Below are 20,037 nucleotides of genomic sequence, written 5' to 3'. Positions count from 1 at the left end.
GGGCAGGATGACGCGTGCGGGCCGTCAGAATGATTGCCTGATGATTACCAAGATGTAATGTGCCAAAACGCTCAGGCGCGCTAGCCTATGCTCCAGTTCTGGAGGAAAAGATGCGTATCCTGGTTGTTGAAGATGAAGCGAAAACCGCGGATTACCTGCACAAAGCCCTGACTGAATCGGGCTACGTGGTAGAAGTCGCCCTGGATGGCCTGGAGGGCCAGTATCTGGCGCAGGAAAGTGAGTTCGACTTGATCATTCTGGACGTCATGCTGCCGCGCCTGGACGGCTGGCAACTGCTCCAGATCATTCGGCGCAAGTGGCAAACCCCGGTGCTTTTCCTGACCGCCAGGGATTCTGTGGAGGATCGGGTCAAAGGGCTCGAGTCAGGCGCCGATGATTACCTGGTCAAACCTTTTTCCTATGCCGAGTTGTTGGCGCGCGTACGTACGCTGCTGCGCCGGGGGCCGCCCCGTGAAGTCGAGCAGTTCCTGGTTGCAGACCTCAGCCTGGACCTGTTGCGCCGCAAGGTCACGCGCCAGGGTGAACGGCTGACCCTGACCAACAAGGAGTTTGCCTTGTTGCACCTGCTGGTCAGCCGGGAAGGCGAGGTGCTATCTCGCTCCTCGATTGCTTCGCAGATCTGGCAGATGAACTTTGACAGCGATACCAATGTGGTCGACGTCGCCATTCGGCGACTGCGCGCCAAGGTTGACGATCCTTACCCGCTCAAGTTGATACACACCGTGCGGGGCATTGGCTACATGCTTGAGGTGCAATCCTGAAACTGTTTCCGCGTACCCTGAGCTTGCGCCTGGCGATCATGTTCGCGTTGGTCAGCGCGTTGCTGCTGGGCTCCATCGGGTTTTATCTTTATCAGTCGCTACAGCGAGAAATCGCGTGGCGCGATGACCAGGCGCTGCTCGGGCGCCTGGAGCGCATGCAAGCACTGATCAACGACAGTGTCAGCGTCGAGCAACTCAGAAATCGGCCCAAGCTCTACGAAAATATGCTGGGCAATCGCGACAACCTGCTGTGGATTGTCGATGACACCGGCCAGGTACTGATCGAAATCAACCCCGTCAGCATGCGCTTGCCCACGTTACCGGCTGCAGCCCAGGCTCAGCTCGGTGACGGCGACTCTTCGGTGTCAGTGCGGCTTGCCTGGGAGCATGTCATACAGGGTGGTCGCGGCTTGACGCTGATTGCCGGCAAGTTGTTGAGTGAGCGCGAGCAGATGCTGGCGGCGTACCGTCTCAAGCTCTGGCTCGCCCTGTCAGTCGGCGCGCTGCTGGCTTTTGTGCTCGGCGGGTGGGTCAGTCGACGAGGCTTGGAGCCTGTGCGCAGGCTGGCTCAGCGCGCCGCCGCGATTGATGTGCAACATCTGCATCTGCGGCTGGATGAGTTCAGCGAGCTGAGTGAACTGCAAGTGCTCAGCCATGCGCTCAATCAAATGCTTGCGCGTCTTGAAGACGGGTTCGCCCAGCTGTCACGGTTCTCGGAAGACCTCGCCCACGAGATGCGTACGCCACTGAGCAACCTGATGGGGCATACCCAGCAAAGCTTGAGGCACAGCCGCTCCATCGAGGACTATCAGAACCTGCTGGTGTCGAACCAGGAAGAATATGAGCGTCTGGCGCGGATGATCGACAGTATGCTGTTCCTCGCACGGACCGAGCAGCCGCAAGCATCCGTGCAGGACGAACTCATCAACCTGCATGAACTGGTCGAGCAACTGTGTGAGTATTTCGAAGGCGTGGCGCAAGAACGCGACGTCACCCTGATTAATCAGGCCCACGGCGAGTTGCGTGCCGATCCGACCTTGATCCGCCGAGCATTGGCTAACCTGGTGGCCAACGCCCTGCGCTACGGTTCTCCCGCGGCGGAGGTGATTATCCGCAGCGTGGTGCGCGAGGATGGAATTGAAGTTTCTGTACACAACCAAGGCCCGCCCATTGCCGCGGAGCACCTACCGCGACTTTTTGAGCGCTTCTACCGGTGCGACCCGTCACGCAATCAGCCGGATGATTCCGGGGGCCTGGGGTTGGCCATCGTGCATTCAATCATGCAGTTACATGGCGGCCGGGTGACCGTAGACAGCCGCTCATCAGGAACGAGCTTTCGCCTGGAGTTTCCTGCGCAAAACCCTCGCGTTGTCTGATTCAGTGTCTAACGACTAAGCCTAAGGAGAGAGGTGCTTTTCGCAGCGCCTCTTTTTTTGAGGCATCAACGACCAGCGGTCATCATAAAAAGTGGAACTCCCACTCATCCCCACCGGTCAACTTTTCTGTCCCGAGAAGACGCCTATTCCTCTGGTCGCCAGAGCAGTTGGCTTAATTTGAGTTTCCACTGACACGAAGGTTTATGAATCATGAAAAGTGAACAGGTAGAAGGTGTTGCAGAAAAGCTGACTGGCAAGGCACAAAGCGCCGTGGGAAAACTGTTCGGTGATTCGAAGCTGGAAGCCGAAGGCGCCGGACGCCAAGCGGCGGGTCAGTTGACCCAGACATACGGCGACGCACTCGACAGCGTATCGACGTTCGTTAAAGAGAAGCCTGTTGCCGCCCTGGCAATCGGTGCAGTAGCACTGCTGGTGCTTGACCGTCTCCTGCGGCGCTAAGCCAGGAGGAGGCCGTCAATAGCTTTTCCGAAACCTTCCCTCTGACTCTCCAGGGCTTCCCAGCAGGAGAGGGGGAGGGAGGCGATTCAGGCATTCGACGCGTCTGCGATTGAGTGCTCGCGAGGACGGCATCCAGACGTGTAATGGGCAGCACGGAATGTCTACCGGACAGTGTCAAGGGATGGACGTGCGCAGGGTGTATTCGGCAGCTAACTCTTGAAGCATATTACGCATCCAACGATGGGCCGGGTCGCTTTCGAGCACTTTGTTCCACAGGGTGAATTCGCGCAGCAGCGGCAGTTCAAATGGCGGCGTCAGTGCGCGCAATGACAAAAAGTTGCCGTACAGGGTTGCCAGGCTGCGGGGTATCACCGCCACCCGCTGAGTGCCCACCAGCAGATGTGGCACGGTGTTGAAGCTGCTGGTGGTCAGCTCCACCCGACGGGCCTGGCCATAGCCCTGCAGGATTTTCTCGCTGAAGCTCGGCTCGCGGGCGCTGCCGAAGTTGACCGCGATATGGCCCAGTTTCAAATACTCTTCCAGGCTCAGGTGCTCGCCCACCAGGCTGTTTTGCGCCCAGACCACACACTGGTAGTCGTCCTCGAATAACAACTCCTTGGCATGCAGGTCGGACAAGTACTGATCCGGCATGATCACAAAGTCCACTTCGCCCTGGGTCAGCATCTGGTTGTAGTGATCGGAAGCGTGCTGGATGTCCAGCGTGATGTACGGGGCGCGTTGCTGCAGGCGCTGGGCCAGCGGGCCGAGAATCACCGTGGTCACAAAGTCCGTGGCAATCAGCTTGAAGTGCCGCTTGCAGGTCAGCGGGTCGAATTCGGGTTTGTTGACGATGGTCGACTGAATGTCCAGTAACACCCGCCGCACCGGTTCGGCCAGGCCCTGGGCCAGAGGCGTGGGCAGCATCTTGCGCCCCACCTGCACCAGCAACTCATCATCGAAATAGTCGCGCAGGCGCCCGAGCAGCCCGCTGGCCGCCGACTGGCTGACGTTCAGGCGCTCGGCGGCGCGGGTGATGTTCTGCTCGGTTAGCAGCGTATCGAGCACCACCAACAAATTTAAATCCAGGTGATGAAAACGCATGGCCTTGCCTCCAGATGAGCAGGGTGCGTTGTATCACTTTTTATGGATGGATGGCATCCCGATAATCGATTGTTCGGATTGTTTGGCCGTCCCTATGATCGATCCAGAGCCTGCAGGAGCGCAGCTTCGCAACAGACCTTTCAAGACAAAAATAACAAGTCAGAGGTTGGTAAAGATGAGACGGATACCTATGAGTAGCCGCCAGGCAGCGGCCCTGGCTGCTGCGCTGGCCGCAGTTGGCTGCCTGCCCCATGCGGACGCTTTTGAAATCGACACGGGTGACTCCGACCTGCGCCTGCGCTGGGACAACACCCTCAAGTACAACGCTGCCTGGCGCGTCGAAGACCGGGACAGCAAGCTCGTCAGCACGGTCAACCAGGACGACAGCGACCGTAACTTCAACAAGGGCCTGATCTCCAGCCGATTGAATATCTTGTCCGAATTTGATGCTCGCTATAACAACTTCGGCGCCCGCGTCAGTGCGGCCGGCTGGTATGACAGCGTATATGAAGGCAGCAACGACAACGATTCCCCAGCCACCGCCAATCAGCGGTCGGTCAGCTATGACCACTTCACGGACGACACCCGCAAGCTGCACGGCAGCGACGCCGAAATTCTCGATGCGTTTGTCTTCGGCAAGGGCAACCTCGGCGAACTGCCCACCAGCTTCCGCCTGGGCCGGCACACCGTGTTGTGGGGCGAAAGCCTGTTCTTCGGGGCCAACGGCATTGCAGGCGGGCAGGCCCCGGTGGACATCATCAAGGCTACCTCGGTACCCAATACACCGTTCAAGGAATTGATTCGCCCGGTCAATCAATTCTCCGGGCAGATCCAGTTGCGGCCGAACGTCTCGGTGGCGGCCTACTACCAGTTTGCGTGGGAAGAGAACCGCATCCCCGCCGTAGGCAGCTATTTTTCCACCTCGGATGTGGTGGGCGAGGGCGGTGAACGCTTGATTGTGGGTGGCCCGATCGGCCCCAATCAACAACCGCTGGCGTTCTTTCACGGCAAGGACATCAAGGCCGACGACAAGGGCCAGTACGGTCTGTCGCTGCGGTTTTCGCCTGAAGACTGGAACACCGATTTTGGTCTCTACGCGATCCGGTATCACGCCAAGGACCCGATGATTTACACCCGCGCCAATCCCGGCGGGCCCAACCCGTTGACCGGTCAACTGGGCGAATACCAACTGGTGTACGCCGAGGGGATTCGCGCATTTGGCGCCAGCTTCAGCACCTCGGTGGGCGATGCCAACGTTGCCGGTGAAGTCTCGGTACGGCGCAATACGCCGCTGGTGAGCGTGTCCCAGGCTAACCCGACGGGGCTGGGAGACAACGACAGCCATGCCTTGTACGCCGTGGGCAACTCGCTGCATGCCCAGCTCTCCAGCCTCTACTCGTTCAACAGCAACGGCATTTGGGATTCCGCCAGCCTGGCGGGTGAAGTGGCCTGGCACCGGCGCACCAGCATCACCAAAAACGCTGCTGCGCTGGACCCCAACAGCGAACGCGATGCCTGGGGCCTGCGCATGAGCTTCACGCCGAACTTCTTCCAGGTGTACCCCGGGGTCGACCTGAGCGTGCCGCTGGGGCTGGGCTACAACCCGAAAGGGCGCTCGTCGGTGATCAGCAAATTCAACAACGGTGTGGGCGACAAAGGCGGCGATGTGAGCATCGGCCTGCAGCTTGAGTACCTGCAAACCTGGAAGGCCGGCCTCAACTACACGCACTACATCGGCGGCAGCGACAACTTCCTCGATAGCCAGAACGCCAACACCTATGGGCAACCGCTCAAGGACCGCGACTTTATCGCCTTTACCGTCCAGCGATCATTTTGACCGTGGCTGCATAACAACAATAAACAGAGGTGCGTTTCATGAAACTCCAACCGTTGATGCTCGCGGGTCTGTTGGTGGCTGTCGCGCCCGCAGGCTGGGCTGCAACCGACGCCCAGGCCCAGCAACTCAAGTCTACGCTGACCCCGCTGGGCGCCGAGCGCGCCGGCAACGCCGATGGCAGTATTCCCGCATGGGACAAAGGTTTTACCCAGGTACCGGCTGGCGTCAACCCGGGCCCGCGCCTGCCGGACTACTTTGCCAGTGACAAACCGCTGTACTCGGTCACCCCGCAAAACGTCGCGCAGTACGCCGACAAACTCAGCGACGGGCAAAAAGCGTTGTTCGCCAAATACCCGACTTACCGCATCGACGTGTACCCGAGCCGGCGCACCGCCGCCGCGCCGCAATGGGTCTACGACAACACCCTGAAAAATGCCACGGGCGCGCACCTCACCCATGAGGGCAACACTCTGGAAGGCGCCAGTGGCGGCATTCCGTTCCCCATCCCGACCACCGGCGCCGAAGTGATCTGGAACCATCATCTGAGCTGGCGCGGCGTGGCCTGGAAGAACGACTACAACGTGTACGTGATCACCGCCAGCGGCCAGCGCATTCTGTCAGCCACGGTACAGGCGCAGCGCGAGATGCCGTATTACTTCCAGGACGGTAAACCCGAATACAAAGGGGTGTACTGGATGACCCGCCTGGTCAACCTCGGCCCGCCGCAACGTGCCGGTGAAGCCTTGCTGGGCCGTGAACCGCTGGATTACGCCAACGGCGGCCCGCAATCCTGGGTCTACCTGGCCGGCCAGCGCCGGGTACGCAAGTTACCGGTGTCGTCTTACGACACGCCAACCCCTACCAGCTCCGGCGTGGCCAACTTCGATGAAGTCTCGGTGTTCACCGGGCCGCTGGACCGCTACGACTGGAAGATCGTCGGCAAGCAGGAAATGCTGATTCCCTACAACAGCAACAAGATCCTCCAACCGGCCAAGGACGACGCAATCCTCAGCGAACGCTTCCTCAACCCCGACCACATGCGCTGGGAACTGCATCGCGTGTGGGTTATTGAAGGCAACCTGGCCGCGGGCAAACGCCACAGCATGCCCAAGCGTCGCTTCTACGTAGACGAAGACACCTGGATGGCCGTACTCGGCGACAGCTGGGACGCCAACCACCAGTTGTGGCGCACCTACTTTCAACTGCCGTACCTGATGCCGCAATTGCCGGGGTTGGTGCGTGGTTTGTATGGCCAGTACGACCTGCAGACCGGTGCGTGGATGGCGCACAACGTGGTCACCGAAAAACGCGTGCACAACGACGTGGTTGCGCCGTTCCCCGACAGTGATTTCAGCCCGGACGGCCTGGCTGCCGATGGTGTGCGTTGATGCCTCGTTATCCCTTCTGGCTGGCGCTGGGACTGCTAGGGGTGAGCCTGGCAACCCCGGCCGGTGCAGCGCCAGTCAGCGATGTATTGCTGCGCCCGGCGCTCAAGGTCAGCGCGCCGGAGCGGGCGGTGCTGATCGACATCACCCGCGCCGGCAACCGTTTGGCGGCGGTCGGCGAACGCGGGTTGATTCTCCTCTCGGACGACAACGGCCAACATTGGCGCCAAGCCTCAGTACCTGCCAGCGTGAGTCTCACGTCGGTGAGCTTTGCTTCTGCTTTGCAAGGCTGGGCTGTCGGGCATGCGGGCGTGGTGCTCCACACCGTCGATGCCGGTGAGCACTGGACGCTTCAGCTTGACGGCAAACTCGCCGCGCAACGAGTGCTTGATGCGGTGCCTGCCGGCAATCAGCAGCAGCTCAAAACTGCTCAAGGGTTCGTCGCCGACGGTGCAGACAAACCCTGGCTGGCAGTTAACTTCAGCAACGAGCGCGAAGGCACCGTGGTGGGCGCTTTTGGCTTGATTCTGCATACCATGGACGGCGGTACCACCTGGCAATCCTGGGTTGACCGCTTGCCCAACCCGGCGGGTAATCACCTGTACGCAATCGCCGCCCAGGGTCCGCGCATCTACATCGCCGGCGAACAGGGCAGCCTGTGGACATCGGCGGACGGTGGCGCGCGTTTTACCCGCTTGAACAGCCCATATGACGGTAGTTTTTTTACCGTCGATCTGGCCCCGGATGGCGACGTATTAGTGGCCGGCCTGAAGGGCAACGTTTGGCGCAGCAACGATCAAGGCGAGCACTGGCAAGCCGTGAGCAATCCTTTCAACAGCAGCGTTATGGCGGCACGTTCGCTGGGAAGCGCGGGCGTGATGCTCGCCGACCAGAGCGGCCATTTGCTGCTCAGCACGCCGGGCACTGCGCTGCGTGAGCAAGGGCAGTCGAGCGCCGTAGCCGCATTTGTCCAAGCGGCAGACGGCCAATGGATCACGGTAGGCGCACGGGGCATCCAGCGCGTGGAACAGGTGAAAGCGCAATGACCGATCTGAGTAATCCCGCTATACAGAATCTCCAGGCATTCGACCGTCGTTCCGGTTCGCTGGTCGAACGCGCGCTGTTCAACCATCGCGGCATGGTGCTGTGGCTGTGCCTGCTGCTGACCCTCGGCCTGGGCGCCGCGAGTACGCGCCTGGGGCTCAACGCCAGCTTCGAAAAAATGATCCCCACCCGGCATCCCTACATCGCCAACTACCTGGCCAATCAACAGGAACTCACCGGCCTGGGCAACGCCCTGCGCATTGCTGTCGAAGCGCCCGGCGGCTCGATCTACGACGCACACTACCTGGACTTGCTGGCGCGCCTCAACGACAAAGTGTTCCTGTTGCCGGGTGTCGACCGGCCTTTCATGAAGTCGCTGTGGACCCCCAACATGCGTTGGATGGCCGTGACCGAAGAGGGCGTGGAGGGCGGCCGGGTGATCCCCGATGACTACGACGGCTCGCCCGGCAGCCTGGAAACCGTGCGCCTGAACGCCGCGCGTTCGGGTGAGATCGGCCAGACCATCGCCCTCGATGGTCACTCCAGCCTGATCTTCGTGCCCTTGATGGACATCGATGCACAAACTGGCAAGCCGCTGGACTACAGCGCCTTGTCGCAACAGATGGAGCAACTGCGCAGTGAGTTTCAGGCCCAGGGCCTGACCCTGCACATCACCGGTTTCGTCAAAGTGGTGGGCGACCTGATCGAGGGCCTGCGCCAGGTGCTGCTGTTTTTTGCCGCCGCCATCGTGATCGCCACTCTCATGCTCTACGTGTTCACGCGCTGCCTGCGCAGCACCTTGCTGGTGATGGCCTGTTCGCTGGTCGCTGTGGTGTGGCAACTGGGTCTGGTGGCATTGCTCGGGTTTGAACTCGACCCGTATTCGGTGCTGGTGCCGTTTCTGGTGTTGGCGATTGGCATGAGCCACGGCGCGCAGAAAATGAACGGCATCATGCAAGACATCGGGCGTGGCATGCACCGCCAGGTAGCGGCGCGTTTTACCTTTCGGCGGCTGTTCCTCGCCGGCCTCACCGCGTTGTTGTGCGACGCGGTGGGCTTCGGCGTGTTGATGCTGATCGATATCAAGGTCATTCAGGACCTGGCGTTGATCGCCAGCATCGGCGTCGCTGTACTGGTGTTTACCAACCTGATCCTGCTGCCGATTCTGCTCAGCTATTGCGGGGTCAGCGCCCGCGCTGCAGCCCGCAGCCTGCGCAGTGAAGAGGCCGCCCGGCATGGGCAGAAGCATGCGCTGTGGGCGTTTCTGGATCGCTTCACCCAGCGCCGTTGGGCGACGGTCACGCTGATCGTCAGCGCATTGCTCGGCGGGGGTGGCTGGTGGATCAGCCAACAACTGCAAGTCGGCGACCTGGACGCCGGCGCGCCGGAACTGCGCGCCGACTCACGCTATAACCGCGACAACGCGTTTATGGTGGCGCACTACGGCGCCAGCAGCGATGTATTCGCCGTGATCGTGCGCACGCCCGAGAGCGCCTGCTCCGACTACACCACGTTGATGCGCGTGGATGCGCTGGAGTGGCGCTTGCGGCAACTGCCGGGCGTGGAAGCTACCGCCTCGCTGGCCAGTCTGAACCGCAGCCTGCTGGTGGGGATGAGCGAAGGCAACCCGAAGTGGTACGACCTCACGCAGAACCAGGCGTTGCTCAATTCGATCACCGGGCGGGCGCCGCGCGAGCTGTTCAACCAGAGCTGCAACACGCTCACGCTCTACACCTATCTGCGCGACCACAAAGCGGTGACGCTCACGCGTCTTGTGGACGAAGTGCAAGCATTCGCGCAGGCCAACGACACGCAGGATGTGAAGTTTCTGCTGGCCGCCGGCAATGCCGGAATCGAGGCCGCGACCAACATTGTGGTCAAGCAGGCCAACCACGACATGCTCTATTGGGTGTACGGCGCGGTGATCGTGCTGTGCCTGCTGACTTTCCGTTCGATCGCGGCGGTGGTCTGCGTGATTCTTCCGCTGATGCTCACCTCGATTTTGTGCGAAGTGCTGATGGTGTGGCTGGGCATCGGCGTCAAGGTCGCGACCCTGCCGGTGATTGCGCTGGGCGTCGGTATCGGCGTGGATTACGCGCTGTATGTAATGAGCATATTGCTGGCGCGACGCAAGGCCGGGGACAGCCTGTCCCAAGCGTATTACCAGGCGCTGCTGTTTACCGGCAAAGTGGTGATGCTGACCGGCGTGACCCTGGCAATCGGCGTCGCCACCTGGGCGTTTTCGCCGATCAAGTTCCAGGCCGACATGGGCATTCTGCTGGCGTTCATGTTTGTGCTTAACATGGTTGGCGCGCTGGTGCTGCTGCCGGCGCTGGCGCACTTCCTACTGCCCGCGCGGGCAGCGGTCGTCTCTTCTGAACACTCGATAACAACAACAGGAAAAGCCTCATGAGTCAGTTCTCGCAAGCCGCTCCCGTGCCGCGTCGGCGTGGTTCGGGCGCATTGTTGTTGCTCGGCAGTTGCCTGCCGGTGCTGGGCGGGGTGTTGATTGCGCCGGTGTTGCCACGTATCGCCGAACACTTCGCCGGCACGGCCAATGTCGGGCTAATGGTGCCCATCGTGCTGACATTGCCGGCGCTGATGATCGCGCTGTTTTCGCCTTTCGCCGGCTGGCTCTCCGACCGCATCGGGCGCAAGCGCCTGTTGGTCTTGGCGATGCTGTTGTATGGCATCTGCGGGCCGCTGCCGTTGTTACTCGATGACCTCAACGTGATCCTGCTCAGCCGTGCCGGATTGGGGCTTGCGGAGGCGGCGATCATGACGTGCTGCACGGCGCTGATCGGTGACTACTACGACGGCCGCGAGCGCGTGCAATTACTCTCTTGGCAGACCATCGTCACGTCGCTCTCGGCCACCGCGTTTTTCATGCTCGGCGGGCTTATCGGCGAGCACGGCTGGCGCGTGCCATTTGCGCTGTACATCGTTGGCCTGGTGTTTGCGCCGCTGATGCACCTGGCGTTGAGTGAGCCGCTGCGCCGCGCCAATGCGGTAGTCCAGGCGTCGCAACCCAGCGTGTTTCCGTTGCGTTCGCTGTCGGTAATTTGCGTCATGACGATTCTCGTCGCGCTGGGCTTTTTTATCGTGCCGGTGCAAACCGGTTTCCTGCTGGAACACATTGGCATCGACTCGCCGCAACGCATCGGCATGGCGATCGGCCTGGGCCATTCAGCGGTGTTCCTCGGTGCGCTGCTATTCCGCCGCCTGAGTCGATTCGGCCCAGGTCTGCTGCTGGCACTGGGTTTTCTGACTTCTGGAGCCGGCATCCTGATGCTGGCCAATGCCGCGGACTACCGCACGGTGATCATCGCAGTGATGGTCAACGGCCTGGGCGGTGGCCTGGCGTTGCCCACGGTGCTGAGTTGGGCGCTGTCGACCTTGAGCGTCGAGCACCGTGGCAAGGGCACCGGCCTGTTCAATACGGGTTTTTTCGGTGGCCAGTTTGCCAGCCCTTTACTGGTGATGGCCTTGTCCGGCGCTGCGGATGGCCGCGTCGGTGCGGTGGCGCTGGTGGGTTGGGGGTTGCTGCTGGCGGCGTTGGTGTCGCTGATTGCTCCAGCCATTGCAGGGAGGCGCCTACTAGACCCGATTCAGGTCGCCGATGACTTGGTGTTGCATTGATGCAACCGCTGTTTGCCCATTAGAAGGAGGCTCCGATGAAACTCGCTACGTTAAAAAATGGCCAGCGCGACGGCCAGTTGGTGGTGGTCGCCCAGGACTTGCGCCAAGCCGTGATCGCGCAACCCTTTGCCACTTTACAACAGGCTCTGGAAAGCTGGTCTCTGGCCGAACCGGTGTTGAGACAGCAGTATCAAGCACTCAATCAAGGCAACGCGCCCGAGGCCTTTGCCTTTGATCCCGCTTTCGCCGCCGCACCGCTGCCGCGCGCCTACCAATGGTGCGACGGTTCGGCATTTCTCAATCACGCGCACCTGCTGCAAAAAGCCTTCGATCTGGCGCCGATGAAAGACGAACGCATCCCGCTGATGTACCAGGGCGCCAGCGATGATTTCCTCGGGCCTTGCGACGATGTGCGGTTGCCGGATGTAAACCACAACATTGATTTCGAAGGCGAGTTTGCCGTGATCGTCGACGAGGTGCCGATGGGCTGCCCCGCCGACCAGGCGTTGCAATACGTGCGGCTTGTGCTGCTGGTCAACGACGTGAGCCTGCGCGGGTTTCTGCTGCATGAAGTGAGCACCGGTTTCGGCTTTTTGCAGGCCAAGCCCTCATCAAGTTTTTCGCCGGTGGCCGTGACCCCGCAGGCGCTCGGCAATGCCTGGCGCGATGGGCGGGTGTGCCTGCCATTGAGCGTGAGTTGGAACCAGACACGGTTCGGCTCGCCCAATGGCGCCGAAATGAGCTTCAGCTTTGCCGATCTGATCGCACACGCCGCGCGCACCCGGCGCCTGCGGGCCGGGACCATTATTGGATCGGGCACCGTGTCCAATGTCGACCGCAGCGTGGGCTCGGCGTGCATCAGCGAACGCCGCGCCATCGAGATGATCGAGCAGGGCAAGCCGTTGACCGGATTCATGAGTTTTGGTGACCGGATTCGCATCGAGGCGCTGGACGCAGGGGGCCAATCGGTGTTCGGTGCGATTGACCAGCGCATAGTGGAGGCCTTGGCATGAGCACACGCAACCGTCGCCTGGTGGACCTGTCCGTCGCCCTCGAAAACAATCCTTACACCGACCCGCCACCATTGCTGCCGAAGATCGACTACATGGACCATCAGGCGGGTGTCGATGAGCTGTTGGCGATGTTCCCGGGCTTGAATATCCAAGACATGCCTGGCCAGGAAGCCTGGGCGGCCGAACGCCTGAACATAACCACCCACAGCGGCACACACATGGACGCGCCATGGCACTATGCCTCCACCACCGATGGCGGCAAGCCGGCCTATGGCATTGACGAACTGCCGTTGGATTGGTGTTTGCGACCAGGGGTGAAGCTTGATTTTCGGTATTTACCTGACGGGCATGTAGTGACCGCTACAGAAATCGAAGCTGAGCTCAAGCGCATTGAATATGTGCTGCAACCGCTGGACATCGTGCTGGTGAATACCCGTGCCGGCGCGTTGTTTGGGCAGCCGGGCTACCTCGACGCCGGCGTGGGTATCGGCCGCGAGGGTACGCTCTATCTGCTGGAGCGCGGGGTGCGCGTAGTGGGAACTGACGCATGGAGTTGGGACGCACCGTTCAGCCATACCCGAGCGCGCTTTGCTGCCACTGGAGATAGTTCTCTCATCTGGGAAGGTCACAAGGCGGGGCGTGATATTGGCTACGGACAGATGGAAAAACTGGCCAATCTCGACTTACTACCTGCTCATGGTTTCGAGGTGTCGTGTTTCCCCTACAAAATCAAACGCGCCTCGGCAGGTTTTGTTCGGGCGGTTGCGATCTTTGAGGATTGTCTGTGAGGAGAGGGGTAGTTCAGTAATTCACCGATTATTGTGTGAGAAGTGCTGACGAGGCTGCACAGGAGCAGCCTCGTCCCACCGCCGGCGGAAAGTGTCTCATGGATTTCGGCTTGGCTTTTCCGAGCCTCGCCTCGAGAGATGATCACTTCAGCAATGGCGTTCCGTAGGCGTTAAGTCACTGGCCATACCATGGCACACCGACTTTGCGGAGCGAATCCATGCGTGTACTCCTCGCTCAATATCCCTGCCAACCTCTGATCCAGGTCTGTGGTGGCTTTAGTCTGAAAGCCTAAGCGGGAGTAAAATGGTGCATTCCATGGCACGTTTGTGAATGTCGTAAGCGTTATGAAACCAATTCCACTCGAGCGCGCATAATCCTTCGCAGCCTCAATCAAACGCCGCCCTGTACCTTGTCCTTGCATCGACTGCTTCACTGATAATTCACAGATGTGAAAATCACTGCCGTGGCGTTCGCCGCTGAGAAATCCTTGTGGCCGATTTTCGGCATCAAGTGCAACCCAACAGGTCGATAGCGCAATGAGTTGGCGATGACGTTCGATGGACATCGGAGGCGAATCCGCCAGCCAGCTCAAGTTGTCAATCATGCGAAACGTTTGAGCCGCGGAGATCTCAATGGCGGGCAGGAGTTGTGCATCGTCCGGTACTGCGAGGCGAATAATCGCAGGCATGTGGTGCCCTTGGTGATGTGTTGGACAGTCGAAGACGACCCCGTATAAGCAGGCAGCGAACATCCCTTGCCCAGGGCAGGCATCCACTGATGCGGCAGTTGCTCGATTTCGCTGGCTGGCTGCGTCGGCAGCCGCATCGTAGAGGCCTCTAACGGCTGCACAGGGTCGTATCCGCAGTTGTCAGCTGTGATTGATCATCTACACCATCATGGCCTGTTCGCCAGGAGCTTTCGAACCTCGGCGATGATCAAGTCGATATTGAATGGCTTGGCCAATACAGCATCAAACAAATCTGATCTCTGCATACCGATATGTGCCTGAGCACCGCTCATCAAGATAATCGGCAAATGGCCAGCGGACGGGAGGGCTCGGACAGCTGTGGCGAATTCCAGGCCATCCATGACCGGCATCATAAAGTCGGTAATGATCAAGGCTGGCTGTTCTCTATTGAGCACCTCAAGGCCTTTTTGACCATTGCTGGCGGTCACCACCATGAACCCCTCATCCTCCAGCGCGAAGCAGAGAATATCAGCGATCAAATACTCGTCGTCGACGACCAGGATGGTGGTCATGTTAATACAACCTGCTCAAAAGCTTAAAAAGTTGAACCGTGGCATGAATCAGTGGGGACTGAGGGTTCATGTCTTAAAGCCTTTTTCAGGAAAACATCATGATCACGGATGACGACCTCAAATCGAGAGGGATCGTAAGAGCTGTCTCTTACTTTAAGAATGGATAGCGTCCTGCTTAGTTCAGAGTGATTCTCAGAGAACCGCATCAGCATCAGATTGTCGACGATGCTGGACAGGTCAGAGTTCGGTGCACTGACCTCTGAGCCAAAAAGATCGCGCATTTCCCAGGACGCAAATACCGTAACGCCCCTGGATCGCAACTCGTTCATCAGCGCACTGAAGAAGTCAGTAATACGCGCGGGATTTGTCGAGACCCGTGTCATACCGCTGAGGCTATCGATGAACAGGCGCTTGATGCCCTTATCTTCAACGATACTCAGCAATCGTGCCCCCAGGCCATCCAGCAGGCCTTCGGTAGTCGGCTGCCAGGCAATGCTCAGGGCGCCACTGTCTTCCATACCTTTGATATCGATACCCAGTGATTGGCCTTTAAGCCGCAACCGCTGTGGACTCTCGTAGAAACCAAAATGCAGTCCCGGAGCCTCCACCGTCGATTCGGCCAGGAATTTGAGGCCCAGCGTGGTTTTGCCAATTCCTGATGGGCCAATGACCAGAGACACACTGGAACTGTAAAGGCCACCGCCCAATATGTCGTCCAGTGAGTCAATGCCACTGGCAATGCGCGTCATGTCGGCGCTGTCTGGGGCGGACGGGTGGCTGTAAAGACTTTCGAGTCGAGGGTAAACCACCAATCCGTTGTCGGTGATCTCACATTCATGAAGGCCTGTCATTGCCCCGCTGCCGCGAGTTTTACGCAGTTGAATACGGCGCACCGAGCGAGTGCCATATAGTTCTTCACCCATCTCAATCACGCCGTCTACCATCGTGTGCTCAGGACTGCCGTCATCGAGTCGCGAACTGGTAAGAAACAGGACGGTGCAACCGGCGAAAGCCGCATGCCCTTGCAACTCTGAAATGAATTTCTTGGTGTCGATGTGCGAATCGGCTTTTGAGCGCGCATTGAGCAAGCCGTCAACCACCATCACTGTGGCCTTTTGGCGACTTATCTCGCGCCGAAGCAGCTTTACTACTTCATCCAGGCCTTCGTTTTCCAGGGTGTCAAAAGCACTGACAAATTGAATTTCGGCGCCAACTTTGGACGAGTCGAAAAAGCTTAGCGTAGAAAGAAACTGAAACAGGCGGTCATGTGACTCGGCCAGTAGCGTGGCGACCAGAACCCGGCCTCCATTGCTCGCATGATGGAATCCAAGTTGGTTGGCGAGGATCGTTTTTCCAGATCCCGGGCGCCCTTGGATTATGTATGAAGCGCCTGCGACCAGCCCTCCCTTGAGCAGAGCATCGAGCCCTTCGATTCCACTTTGGAGGCGTTTTAGCTTTTCCACGTTGCGACCCTGATCTGAAAAAACAGGCTGTTTAAGCCGAGTGAGGCGGAATGCTAACGCCATTTTCGTTCTGGGGCCATTCTCGGCTAAAGCATGGCTGACTTAGAGCGTTATATGGCCCATTCCAGCCGCCTTGAACTCGGACTTAGACTCTCTAAAGTCACGGCGAAATCAGCCTTGCTAGCAGATGACCCTTTAATCTCGCAGTGATTCAATTGCAGTAAGAGACAGCGAGCGTTTGCGACAAGTGGAATGAGGCCAGATAAAGCGTAGGAGGGGCGTTGAACTGGCCTGATGCGTTATTGCCACACTCCCCGGGTGTTAATCGTAAGCGTCCGTCGAACACATCTTGCACCAGCCCGTTTTGGTGCGGAGTCAACATATGAGCGGAGGTTAGTGCGCTGTGAACCAGCTGGGGTGTAGCACAGGAAAATGTTTCTTCAGCCAATCCACAAATGCGTCGACCTGAGGCGCAAGATGCGTTCTGGTTGGATAAAGCACGGAAACCAGGCGAGGCTTTGGACGAAATGCCCTGAGCACACTCGCCCGTTGCGACGGCAGGCGCGTGAGCACGTCCTTCAAATAAGCATATGGGTCATGCCCGTTGAGCCGTGCAGGCTGGATCAGACTCATGATCACCGCCGCCCGTTTGCCACTGCGTAATGACCCTGCGAAGAGCCAGTTCTTACGCCCCAGAGCCCATGGCCGGATCTGCTTCTCTGCCCAATTATTATCAATGGGTACGGCCCCCTCATCGAGGTGGCGTGACAGCGCTGCCCAGCGTTTTAGGCTTCGTGCGGGTACCGTAAATCATCTTCAAAGTCAGCGATTTTCCGTCTGCTGCGCTTGCGCCAACAACCAGTCCCGAAAAGTCGTCAGCCTGGGCAAGCTGGCGCACTCAGGCCGATAAACGATGTAGTAGGCCAACTCCGATGCAAAGCTGATGTCGGGGAACAACCGCACCAGGCGTCCGCTTGCCAGGTCATCGTGGGCCATGACGCTGCGGGCCAGCGCGATGCCGTGCCCCTCAACCGCAGCTTGCAACACGGCGGCAGAATTGTTGATTTGCATGCCCCGCAGAGAGAGTGCGTCCTTCGCCCCGGCTTTCTGCATCCAGGTTTCCCAGGTCGGAAAACCGGTATGGCTATCCATCGACAGGTCGTGAATCAACGTCTCCTGTGTCAGGTCATTGGGGTTCTGCAAACGCGAGTGCTCGCGCAACAGTTGCGGCGAGCACACCGGATAGACCTCTTCATCCATCAGTTTTTCGGCGGTCAGCCCTGACCAACGCCCCGTGCCATACCGCACGCCGATATCGATCCGCTGTGCAACGAAGTCCACCGGTTTGAGGTTGGTATCCAGGCGCACATCTGTTTCGGGGCACACCGCCTGGAAGCGGTCGATGCGAGGCAACAGCCACTTGGCGGCAAAGGCCGGGCTGACGGCCACGGTCAGTACGCCGTTGATCGAACTTTCCCGCAGTCGCTCCATCCCCAGGGTCAGCCTGTCGAAACCTGCGCGGATGTCGGGCAACGCGCTCTCGGCTGCCTCCGTGGGCACAAGCCTTGCCCGGCCGCTGTTGCCGCGTACAAACAGCGGGCTGCCCAGCCAATCTTCCAGCGTGCGCACCAACTGACCGACCGCCGCCGGTGTGACGTTGAGTTCGCCCGCCGCCGCAGAAAAGCTCTGATGGCGGGCGCTGGCCTCGAAGGCACGCAAAGCGTTCAGATGGACCGGTGATTTCATGGCGATAAAGTTTTTCTTTCAGGGTTTGACACTTTATCTCGTTTGTCTGCGGCCTGAAAGAAGAGAAAAATCACCTCCATGCCGAATGCAGACCTGTTTTATGGGTGGGCCATAGGCACGTGAACACCACTGGAACCAATAGTTTTTCTTCCACTCAAGTCCTGCCGGAAAGCGGGCGCACGGAGAGAGTTTAAAGATGAGCAATCAATTCAAAGGTAAGAAGCTGTTGGTCGTCGGTGGCACCAGCGGCATGGGTCTGCAGACCGCGCGCACCGTGCTGGCCGAGGGCGGCAGCGTAGTCATCGTGGGCAACCGCCCGGAAAAAACCGAAGCAGCCCGCAAGGAGTTGGCTGAACTGGGCCAGGTGTGGGCACTGACTGCCGACCTGTCCAAAGACGCCGCCGTAGCTTCGCTGATCAAAACCCTGGACGAGCAGCATTCGGATATCGACCTGCTGGTCAATGCCGCTGGCGTGTTCTTCCCCAAGCCATTCCTGGAGCATTCGGAAGCTGACTACGCCCAGTACATGTCGATCAACAAAGCGACCTTCTTCATCACGCAAAAGGTTGCCGCCAACTTGGTCGCCAAGAACCGCCCCGGCGCGATCGTGAACATTGGTTCGATGTGGGGCAAGCAGGCGATCGCAGCCACACCGTCTTCTGCGTACTCGATGGCCAAGGCGGGCCTGCACTCGCTGACCCAGCACCTGGCGATGGAACTAGGTAGCAAGAACATCCGTGTTAACGCGGTGTCGCCTGCCGTGGTACAGACCCCGATCTACGAAGGCTTTATTCCAAAGGCCGAAGTGCACAGTGCGCTGCAAGGCTTCAATAGCTTCCACCCGATTGGTCGCGTGGGCACGCCTCAGGACGTCGCCGAAGTGGTCGCTTTCCTGCTGTCGGACAAGGCGGGCTGGGTCACTGGCGCTGTCTGGGACGTCGATGGCGGTGTGATGGCCGGTCGTAACTGACCTGCGCTGCTGCAAGCGTTGCTGAGGCACTGAGTTCTTTGCCAGGCGTGACCCGACACCTGGCTTCAATCTGTTTTGGAGAAAGACCATGATGCAAGACTGGAATGGCTACCGCGACTCCCTGATGGAGCGCGTAGGCGACTACGCTAAACAAAGCCCCGACGTGATGCGGGGCCTGATGATGATCGACAATTCGGCGGTCAAGACGGGGCATCTGGAGCCGAAGATCCACGAACTGATCGCATTGGCCGTGGCGGTGACCACGCGCTGCGACGGGTGTATTTCCGTCCATACCAAAAAAGCGGTCGAGCACGGTGCCACGCTTGAAGAAATCACCGAGGCCCTCGGTGTAGCGATTGCCCTGAACGCGGGTGCTGCGTTGACGTACTCGGCACGCGTCGTCGAGGCCTATCAACAACTGCCCAGTCAGTAAGCCCTATCGATAAGCACCGACCACCCACGGACGGGTTGGCCGGTGTCTTTGCCCCGTTTGGATAACCCTCATGCTGATCAATGCCGATTTCACGCGCCGCGCCATCGTGGCGTCCCAGCAGTACCAATGGGTGGCTTCGCCGCAGGATGGCGTCGAGCGTGTGATGCTGGATCGCGTGGGCGCGGAAAAAGCCCGTGCCACCAGCCTTGTGCGGTATGCCCCTGACTCCTGTTTCGCTCGCCATTTCCATCCCGGGGGAGAGGAGATTTTCGTGTTGTCGGGGACCTTCTCTGACGGGAGTGGGGACTACCCGGTGGGCTGGTATTTGCGTAATCCCCCCGGGTCCAGCCACCAACCCTCCAGTGCCGGGGGCGCCGTCATTTTCGTCAAGCTTCAGCAGATGCACGGAGGCGAGCAGCGCTCTGTGCGCATTGACACCCGTGACCCTGCCGCGTGGCGTCGGAAGGGTCAACGCGAGATCTGCGCGTTGTTCTGCGATGAAACAGAGCAGGTCAGTCTGCAACGCCTGACACCGCGCGAAGCGATTTTCGAAACACCGCCTGACGGCGCTGAACTACTGGTGCTGGCGGGCAACGTGACGCTGGATGGAGAGGCCTACGAACGCGGCAGCTGGCTGCGCCTGCCCGCCGGCGAGTCTGCGAACCTCCACGCTGGAGACCAAGGCGCCACTGTGTATCTCAAAACTGGCCATCTGGCCGATGTAGCGGTCGAGGAATAAG

Annotated in this window: 18 protein-coding genes and 1 pseudogene; 13 read left to right on the top strand and 6 right to left on the bottom strand. The window is 59.5% G+C overall.

Going from position 1 to position 20,037, the window contains the following annotated elements; translation table 11 throughout:
- Positions 1-110: 110 nt before the first annotated feature.
- The 3 genes from AC07SI_RS04610 (at position 111) to AC07SI_RS04600 (ending at position 2,617) form a co-directional block, all read left to right on the top strand.
- Positions 111-782 (top strand): heavy metal response regulator transcription factor, encoded by a 672-nt coding sequence (locus tag AC07SI_RS04610; protein ID WP_065905273.1) that lies wholly within the window; start codon positions 111-113, stop codon positions 780-782.
- On the top strand, positions 779-2,158 hold the full coding sequence (locus AC07SI_RS04605) for a heavy metal sensor histidine kinase (protein ID WP_495005355.1): 1,380 nt from the start codon (positions 779-781) through the stop codon (positions 2,156-2,158). Before AC07SI_RS04610 ends, AC07SI_RS04605 begins: the two co-directional genes overlap by 4 nt.
- A gap of 210 nt (positions 2,159-2,368) precedes the next feature.
- The gene (locus AC07SI_RS04600) at positions 2,369-2,617 is read left to right on the top strand and encodes a CsbD family protein (protein ID WP_065905276.1); all 249 of its coding nucleotides are present in this window, start codon (positions 2,369-2,371) and stop codon (positions 2,615-2,617) included.
- A gap of 174 nt (positions 2,618-2,791) precedes the next feature.
- On the opposite strand, the gene AC07SI_RS04595 is transcribed toward AC07SI_RS04600, so the two are convergent.
- Positions 2,792-3,718, bottom strand: coding sequence for a LysR family transcriptional regulator (locus AC07SI_RS04595; RefSeq protein WP_495005234.1), 927 nt, complete (start codon positions 3,716-3,718; stop codon positions 2,792-2,794).
- Between the two features lie 190 nt (positions 3,719-3,908).
- Between AC07SI_RS04595 and AC07SI_RS04590 the strand changes: the two genes are divergently transcribed.
- From AC07SI_RS04590 to AC07SI_RS04560, 7 genes are read left to right on the top strand one after another with little or no spacing between them, the layout of a single operon-like run.
- Complete coding sequence (locus AC07SI_RS04590) at positions 3,909-5,555, top strand: DUF1302 domain-containing protein (RefSeq protein ID WP_495005233.1); 1,647 nt, start codon at positions 3,909-3,911, stop codon at positions 5,553-5,555.
- Positions 5,556-5,593: 38 nt separating this feature from the next.
- Positions 5,594-6,943: a DUF1329 domain-containing protein gene (locus AC07SI_RS04585; RefSeq protein WP_495005232.1), complete on the top strand. Its 1,350-nt coding sequence runs from the start codon at positions 5,594-5,596 to the stop codon at positions 6,941-6,943.
- Complete coding sequence (locus tag AC07SI_RS04580; RefSeq protein WP_495005231.1) at positions 6,943-7,986, top strand: WD40/YVTN/BNR-like repeat-containing protein; 1,044 nt, start codon at positions 6,943-6,945, stop codon at positions 7,984-7,986. Before AC07SI_RS04585 ends, AC07SI_RS04580 begins: the two co-directional genes overlap by 1 nt.
- Complete coding sequence (locus AC07SI_RS04575; RefSeq protein ID WP_495005230.1) at positions 7,983-10,397, top strand: efflux RND transporter permease subunit; 2,415 nt, start codon at positions 7,983-7,985, stop codon at positions 10,395-10,397. Before AC07SI_RS04580 ends, AC07SI_RS04575 begins: the two co-directional genes overlap by 4 nt.
- A complete protein-coding gene (locus AC07SI_RS04570; protein WP_495005229.1) occupies positions 10,394-11,623 on the top strand; it encodes an MFS transporter in 1,230 nt (409 codons plus the stop codon). The genes AC07SI_RS04575 and AC07SI_RS04570 overlap by 4 nt, the downstream gene beginning before the upstream one ends.
- A gap of 35 nt (positions 11,624-11,658) precedes the next feature.
- Positions 11,659-12,636: a fumarylacetoacetate hydrolase family protein gene (locus tag AC07SI_RS04565; protein WP_495005228.1), complete on the top strand. Its 978-nt coding sequence runs from the start codon at positions 11,659-11,661 to the stop codon at positions 12,634-12,636.
- Entirely contained in the window at positions 12,633-13,424 is a 792-nt protein-coding gene (locus tag AC07SI_RS04560; protein WP_495005227.1) for a cyclase family protein, read from the top strand. The genes AC07SI_RS04565 and AC07SI_RS04560 overlap by 4 nt, the downstream gene beginning before the upstream one ends.
- A gap of 170 nt (positions 13,425-13,594) precedes the next feature.
- On the opposite strand, the gene AC07SI_RS04555 is transcribed toward AC07SI_RS04560, so the two are convergent.
- The 5 genes and pseudogenes from AC07SI_RS04555 to gcvA all read right to left on the bottom strand — a co-directional run bounded on the left by AC07SI_RS04555 (position 13,595) and on the right by gcvA (position 17,894).
- Positions 13,595-14,113: a GNAT family N-acetyltransferase gene (locus AC07SI_RS04555; RefSeq protein ID WP_495005226.1), complete on the bottom strand. Its 519-nt coding sequence runs from the start codon at positions 14,111-14,113 to the stop codon at positions 13,595-13,597.
- 206 nt (positions 14,114-14,319) lie between these two features.
- Positions 14,320-14,685 carry a response regulator gene (locus tag AC07SI_RS04550; protein ID WP_065905277.1) on the bottom strand — a complete coding sequence of 122 codons (366 nt, stop codon included), beginning with the start codon at positions 14,683-14,685 and terminating at the stop codon, positions 14,320-14,322.
- Positions 14,686-14,708: 23 nt separating this feature from the next.
- Positions 14,709-16,148, bottom strand: coding sequence for an ATPase domain-containing protein (locus tag AC07SI_RS04545; RefSeq protein ID WP_495005354.1), 1,440 nt, complete (start codon positions 16,146-16,148; stop codon positions 14,709-14,711).
- 519 nt (positions 16,149-16,667) lie between these two features.
- A pseudogene (locus tag AC07SI_RS04540) lies at positions 16,668-16,940 on the bottom strand (IS66 family transposase); the annotation flags it as partial.
- A gap of 30 nt (positions 16,941-16,970) precedes the next feature.
- Positions 16,971-17,894 carry a transcriptional regulator GcvA gene (gene gcvA, locus AC07SI_RS04535; RefSeq protein WP_495005225.1) on the bottom strand — a complete coding sequence of 308 codons (924 nt, stop codon included), beginning with the start codon at positions 17,892-17,894 and terminating at the stop codon, positions 16,971-16,973.
- A gap of 196 nt (positions 17,895-18,090) precedes the next feature.
- Between gcvA and AC07SI_RS04530 the strand changes: the two genes are divergently transcribed.
- From AC07SI_RS04530 to AC07SI_RS04520, 3 genes are all read left to right on the top strand, one after another.
- Positions 18,091-18,864, top strand: coding sequence for an SDR family NAD(P)-dependent oxidoreductase (locus AC07SI_RS04530; protein ID WP_495005224.1), 774 nt, complete (start codon positions 18,091-18,093; stop codon positions 18,862-18,864).
- A gap of 91 nt (positions 18,865-18,955) precedes the next feature.
- Positions 18,956-19,297, top strand: a complete 342-nt coding sequence (locus AC07SI_RS04525) for a carboxymuconolactone decarboxylase family protein (RefSeq protein ID WP_201146400.1) — start codon at positions 18,956-18,958, stop codon at positions 19,295-19,297.
- Positions 19,298-19,367: 70 nt separating this feature from the next.
- Positions 19,368-20,036 carry a cupin domain-containing protein gene (locus AC07SI_RS04520; RefSeq protein ID WP_495005223.1) on the top strand — a complete coding sequence of 223 codons (669 nt, stop codon included), beginning with the start codon at positions 19,368-19,370 and terminating at the stop codon, positions 20,034-20,036.
- The last annotated feature ends 1 nt before the right edge of the window (position 20,037 follow it).

The sequence above is a fragment of the Pseudomonas sp. GW821-FHT05D12 genome, from assembly GCF_059419825.1.
The sequence above is the reverse complement of the archived record's forward strand: the minus strand, read 5'-3'. Positions and strand labels throughout refer to the sequence as shown.

Coding starts and splice junctions, on each gene's coding strand:
- AC07SI_RS04610 (WP_065905273.1), top strand. CDS start 111: ATGCGTATCCTGGTTGTTGAAGATGAAGCGAAAACCGCGGATTACCTG.
- AC07SI_RS04600 (WP_065905276.1), top strand. CDS start 2,369: ATGAAAAGTGAACAGGTAGAAGGTGTTGCAGAAAAGCTGACTGGCAAG.
- AC07SI_RS04595 (WP_495005234.1), bottom strand. CDS start 3,718: ATGCGTTTTCATCACCTGGATTTAAATTTGTTGGTGGTGCTCGATACG.
- AC07SI_RS04590 (WP_495005233.1), top strand. CDS start 3,909: ATGAGTAGCCGCCAGGCAGCGGCCCTGGCTGCTGCGCTGGCCGCAGTT.
- AC07SI_RS04585 (WP_495005232.1), top strand. CDS start 5,594: ATGAAACTCCAACCGTTGATGCTCGCGGGTCTGTTGGTGGCTGTCGCG.
- AC07SI_RS04580 (WP_495005231.1), top strand. CDS start 6,943: ATGCCTCGTTATCCCTTCTGGCTGGCGCTGGGACTGCTAGGGGTGAGC.
- AC07SI_RS04575 (WP_495005230.1), top strand. CDS start 7,983: ATGACCGATCTGAGTAATCCCGCTATACAGAATCTCCAGGCATTCGAC.
- AC07SI_RS04570 (WP_495005229.1), top strand. CDS start 10,394: ATGAGTCAGTTCTCGCAAGCCGCTCCCGTGCCGCGTCGGCGTGGTTCG.
- AC07SI_RS04565 (WP_495005228.1), top strand. CDS start 11,659: ATGAAACTCGCTACGTTAAAAAATGGCCAGCGCGACGGCCAGTTGGTG.
- AC07SI_RS04560 (WP_495005227.1), top strand. CDS start 12,633: ATGAGCACACGCAACCGTCGCCTGGTGGACCTGTCCGTCGCCCTCGAA.
- AC07SI_RS04555 (WP_495005226.1), bottom strand. CDS start 14,113: ATGCCTGCGATTATTCGCCTCGCAGTACCGGACGATGCACAACTCCTG.
- AC07SI_RS04550 (WP_065905277.1), bottom strand. CDS start 14,685: ATGACCACCATCCTGGTCGTCGACGACGAGTATTTGATCGCTGATATT.
- gcvA (WP_495005225.1), bottom strand. CDS start 17,894: ATGAAATCACCGGTCCATCTGAACGCTTTGCGTGCCTTCGAGGCCAGC.
- AC07SI_RS04530 (WP_495005224.1), top strand. CDS start 18,091: ATGAGCAATCAATTCAAAGGTAAGAAGCTGTTGGTCGTCGGTGGCACC.
- AC07SI_RS04525 (WP_201146400.1), top strand. CDS start 18,956: ATGCAAGACTGGAATGGCTACCGCGACTCCCTGATGGAGCGCGTAGGC.
- AC07SI_RS04520 (WP_495005223.1), top strand. CDS start 19,368: ATGCTGATCAATGCCGATTTCACGCGCCGCGCCATCGTGGCGTCCCAG.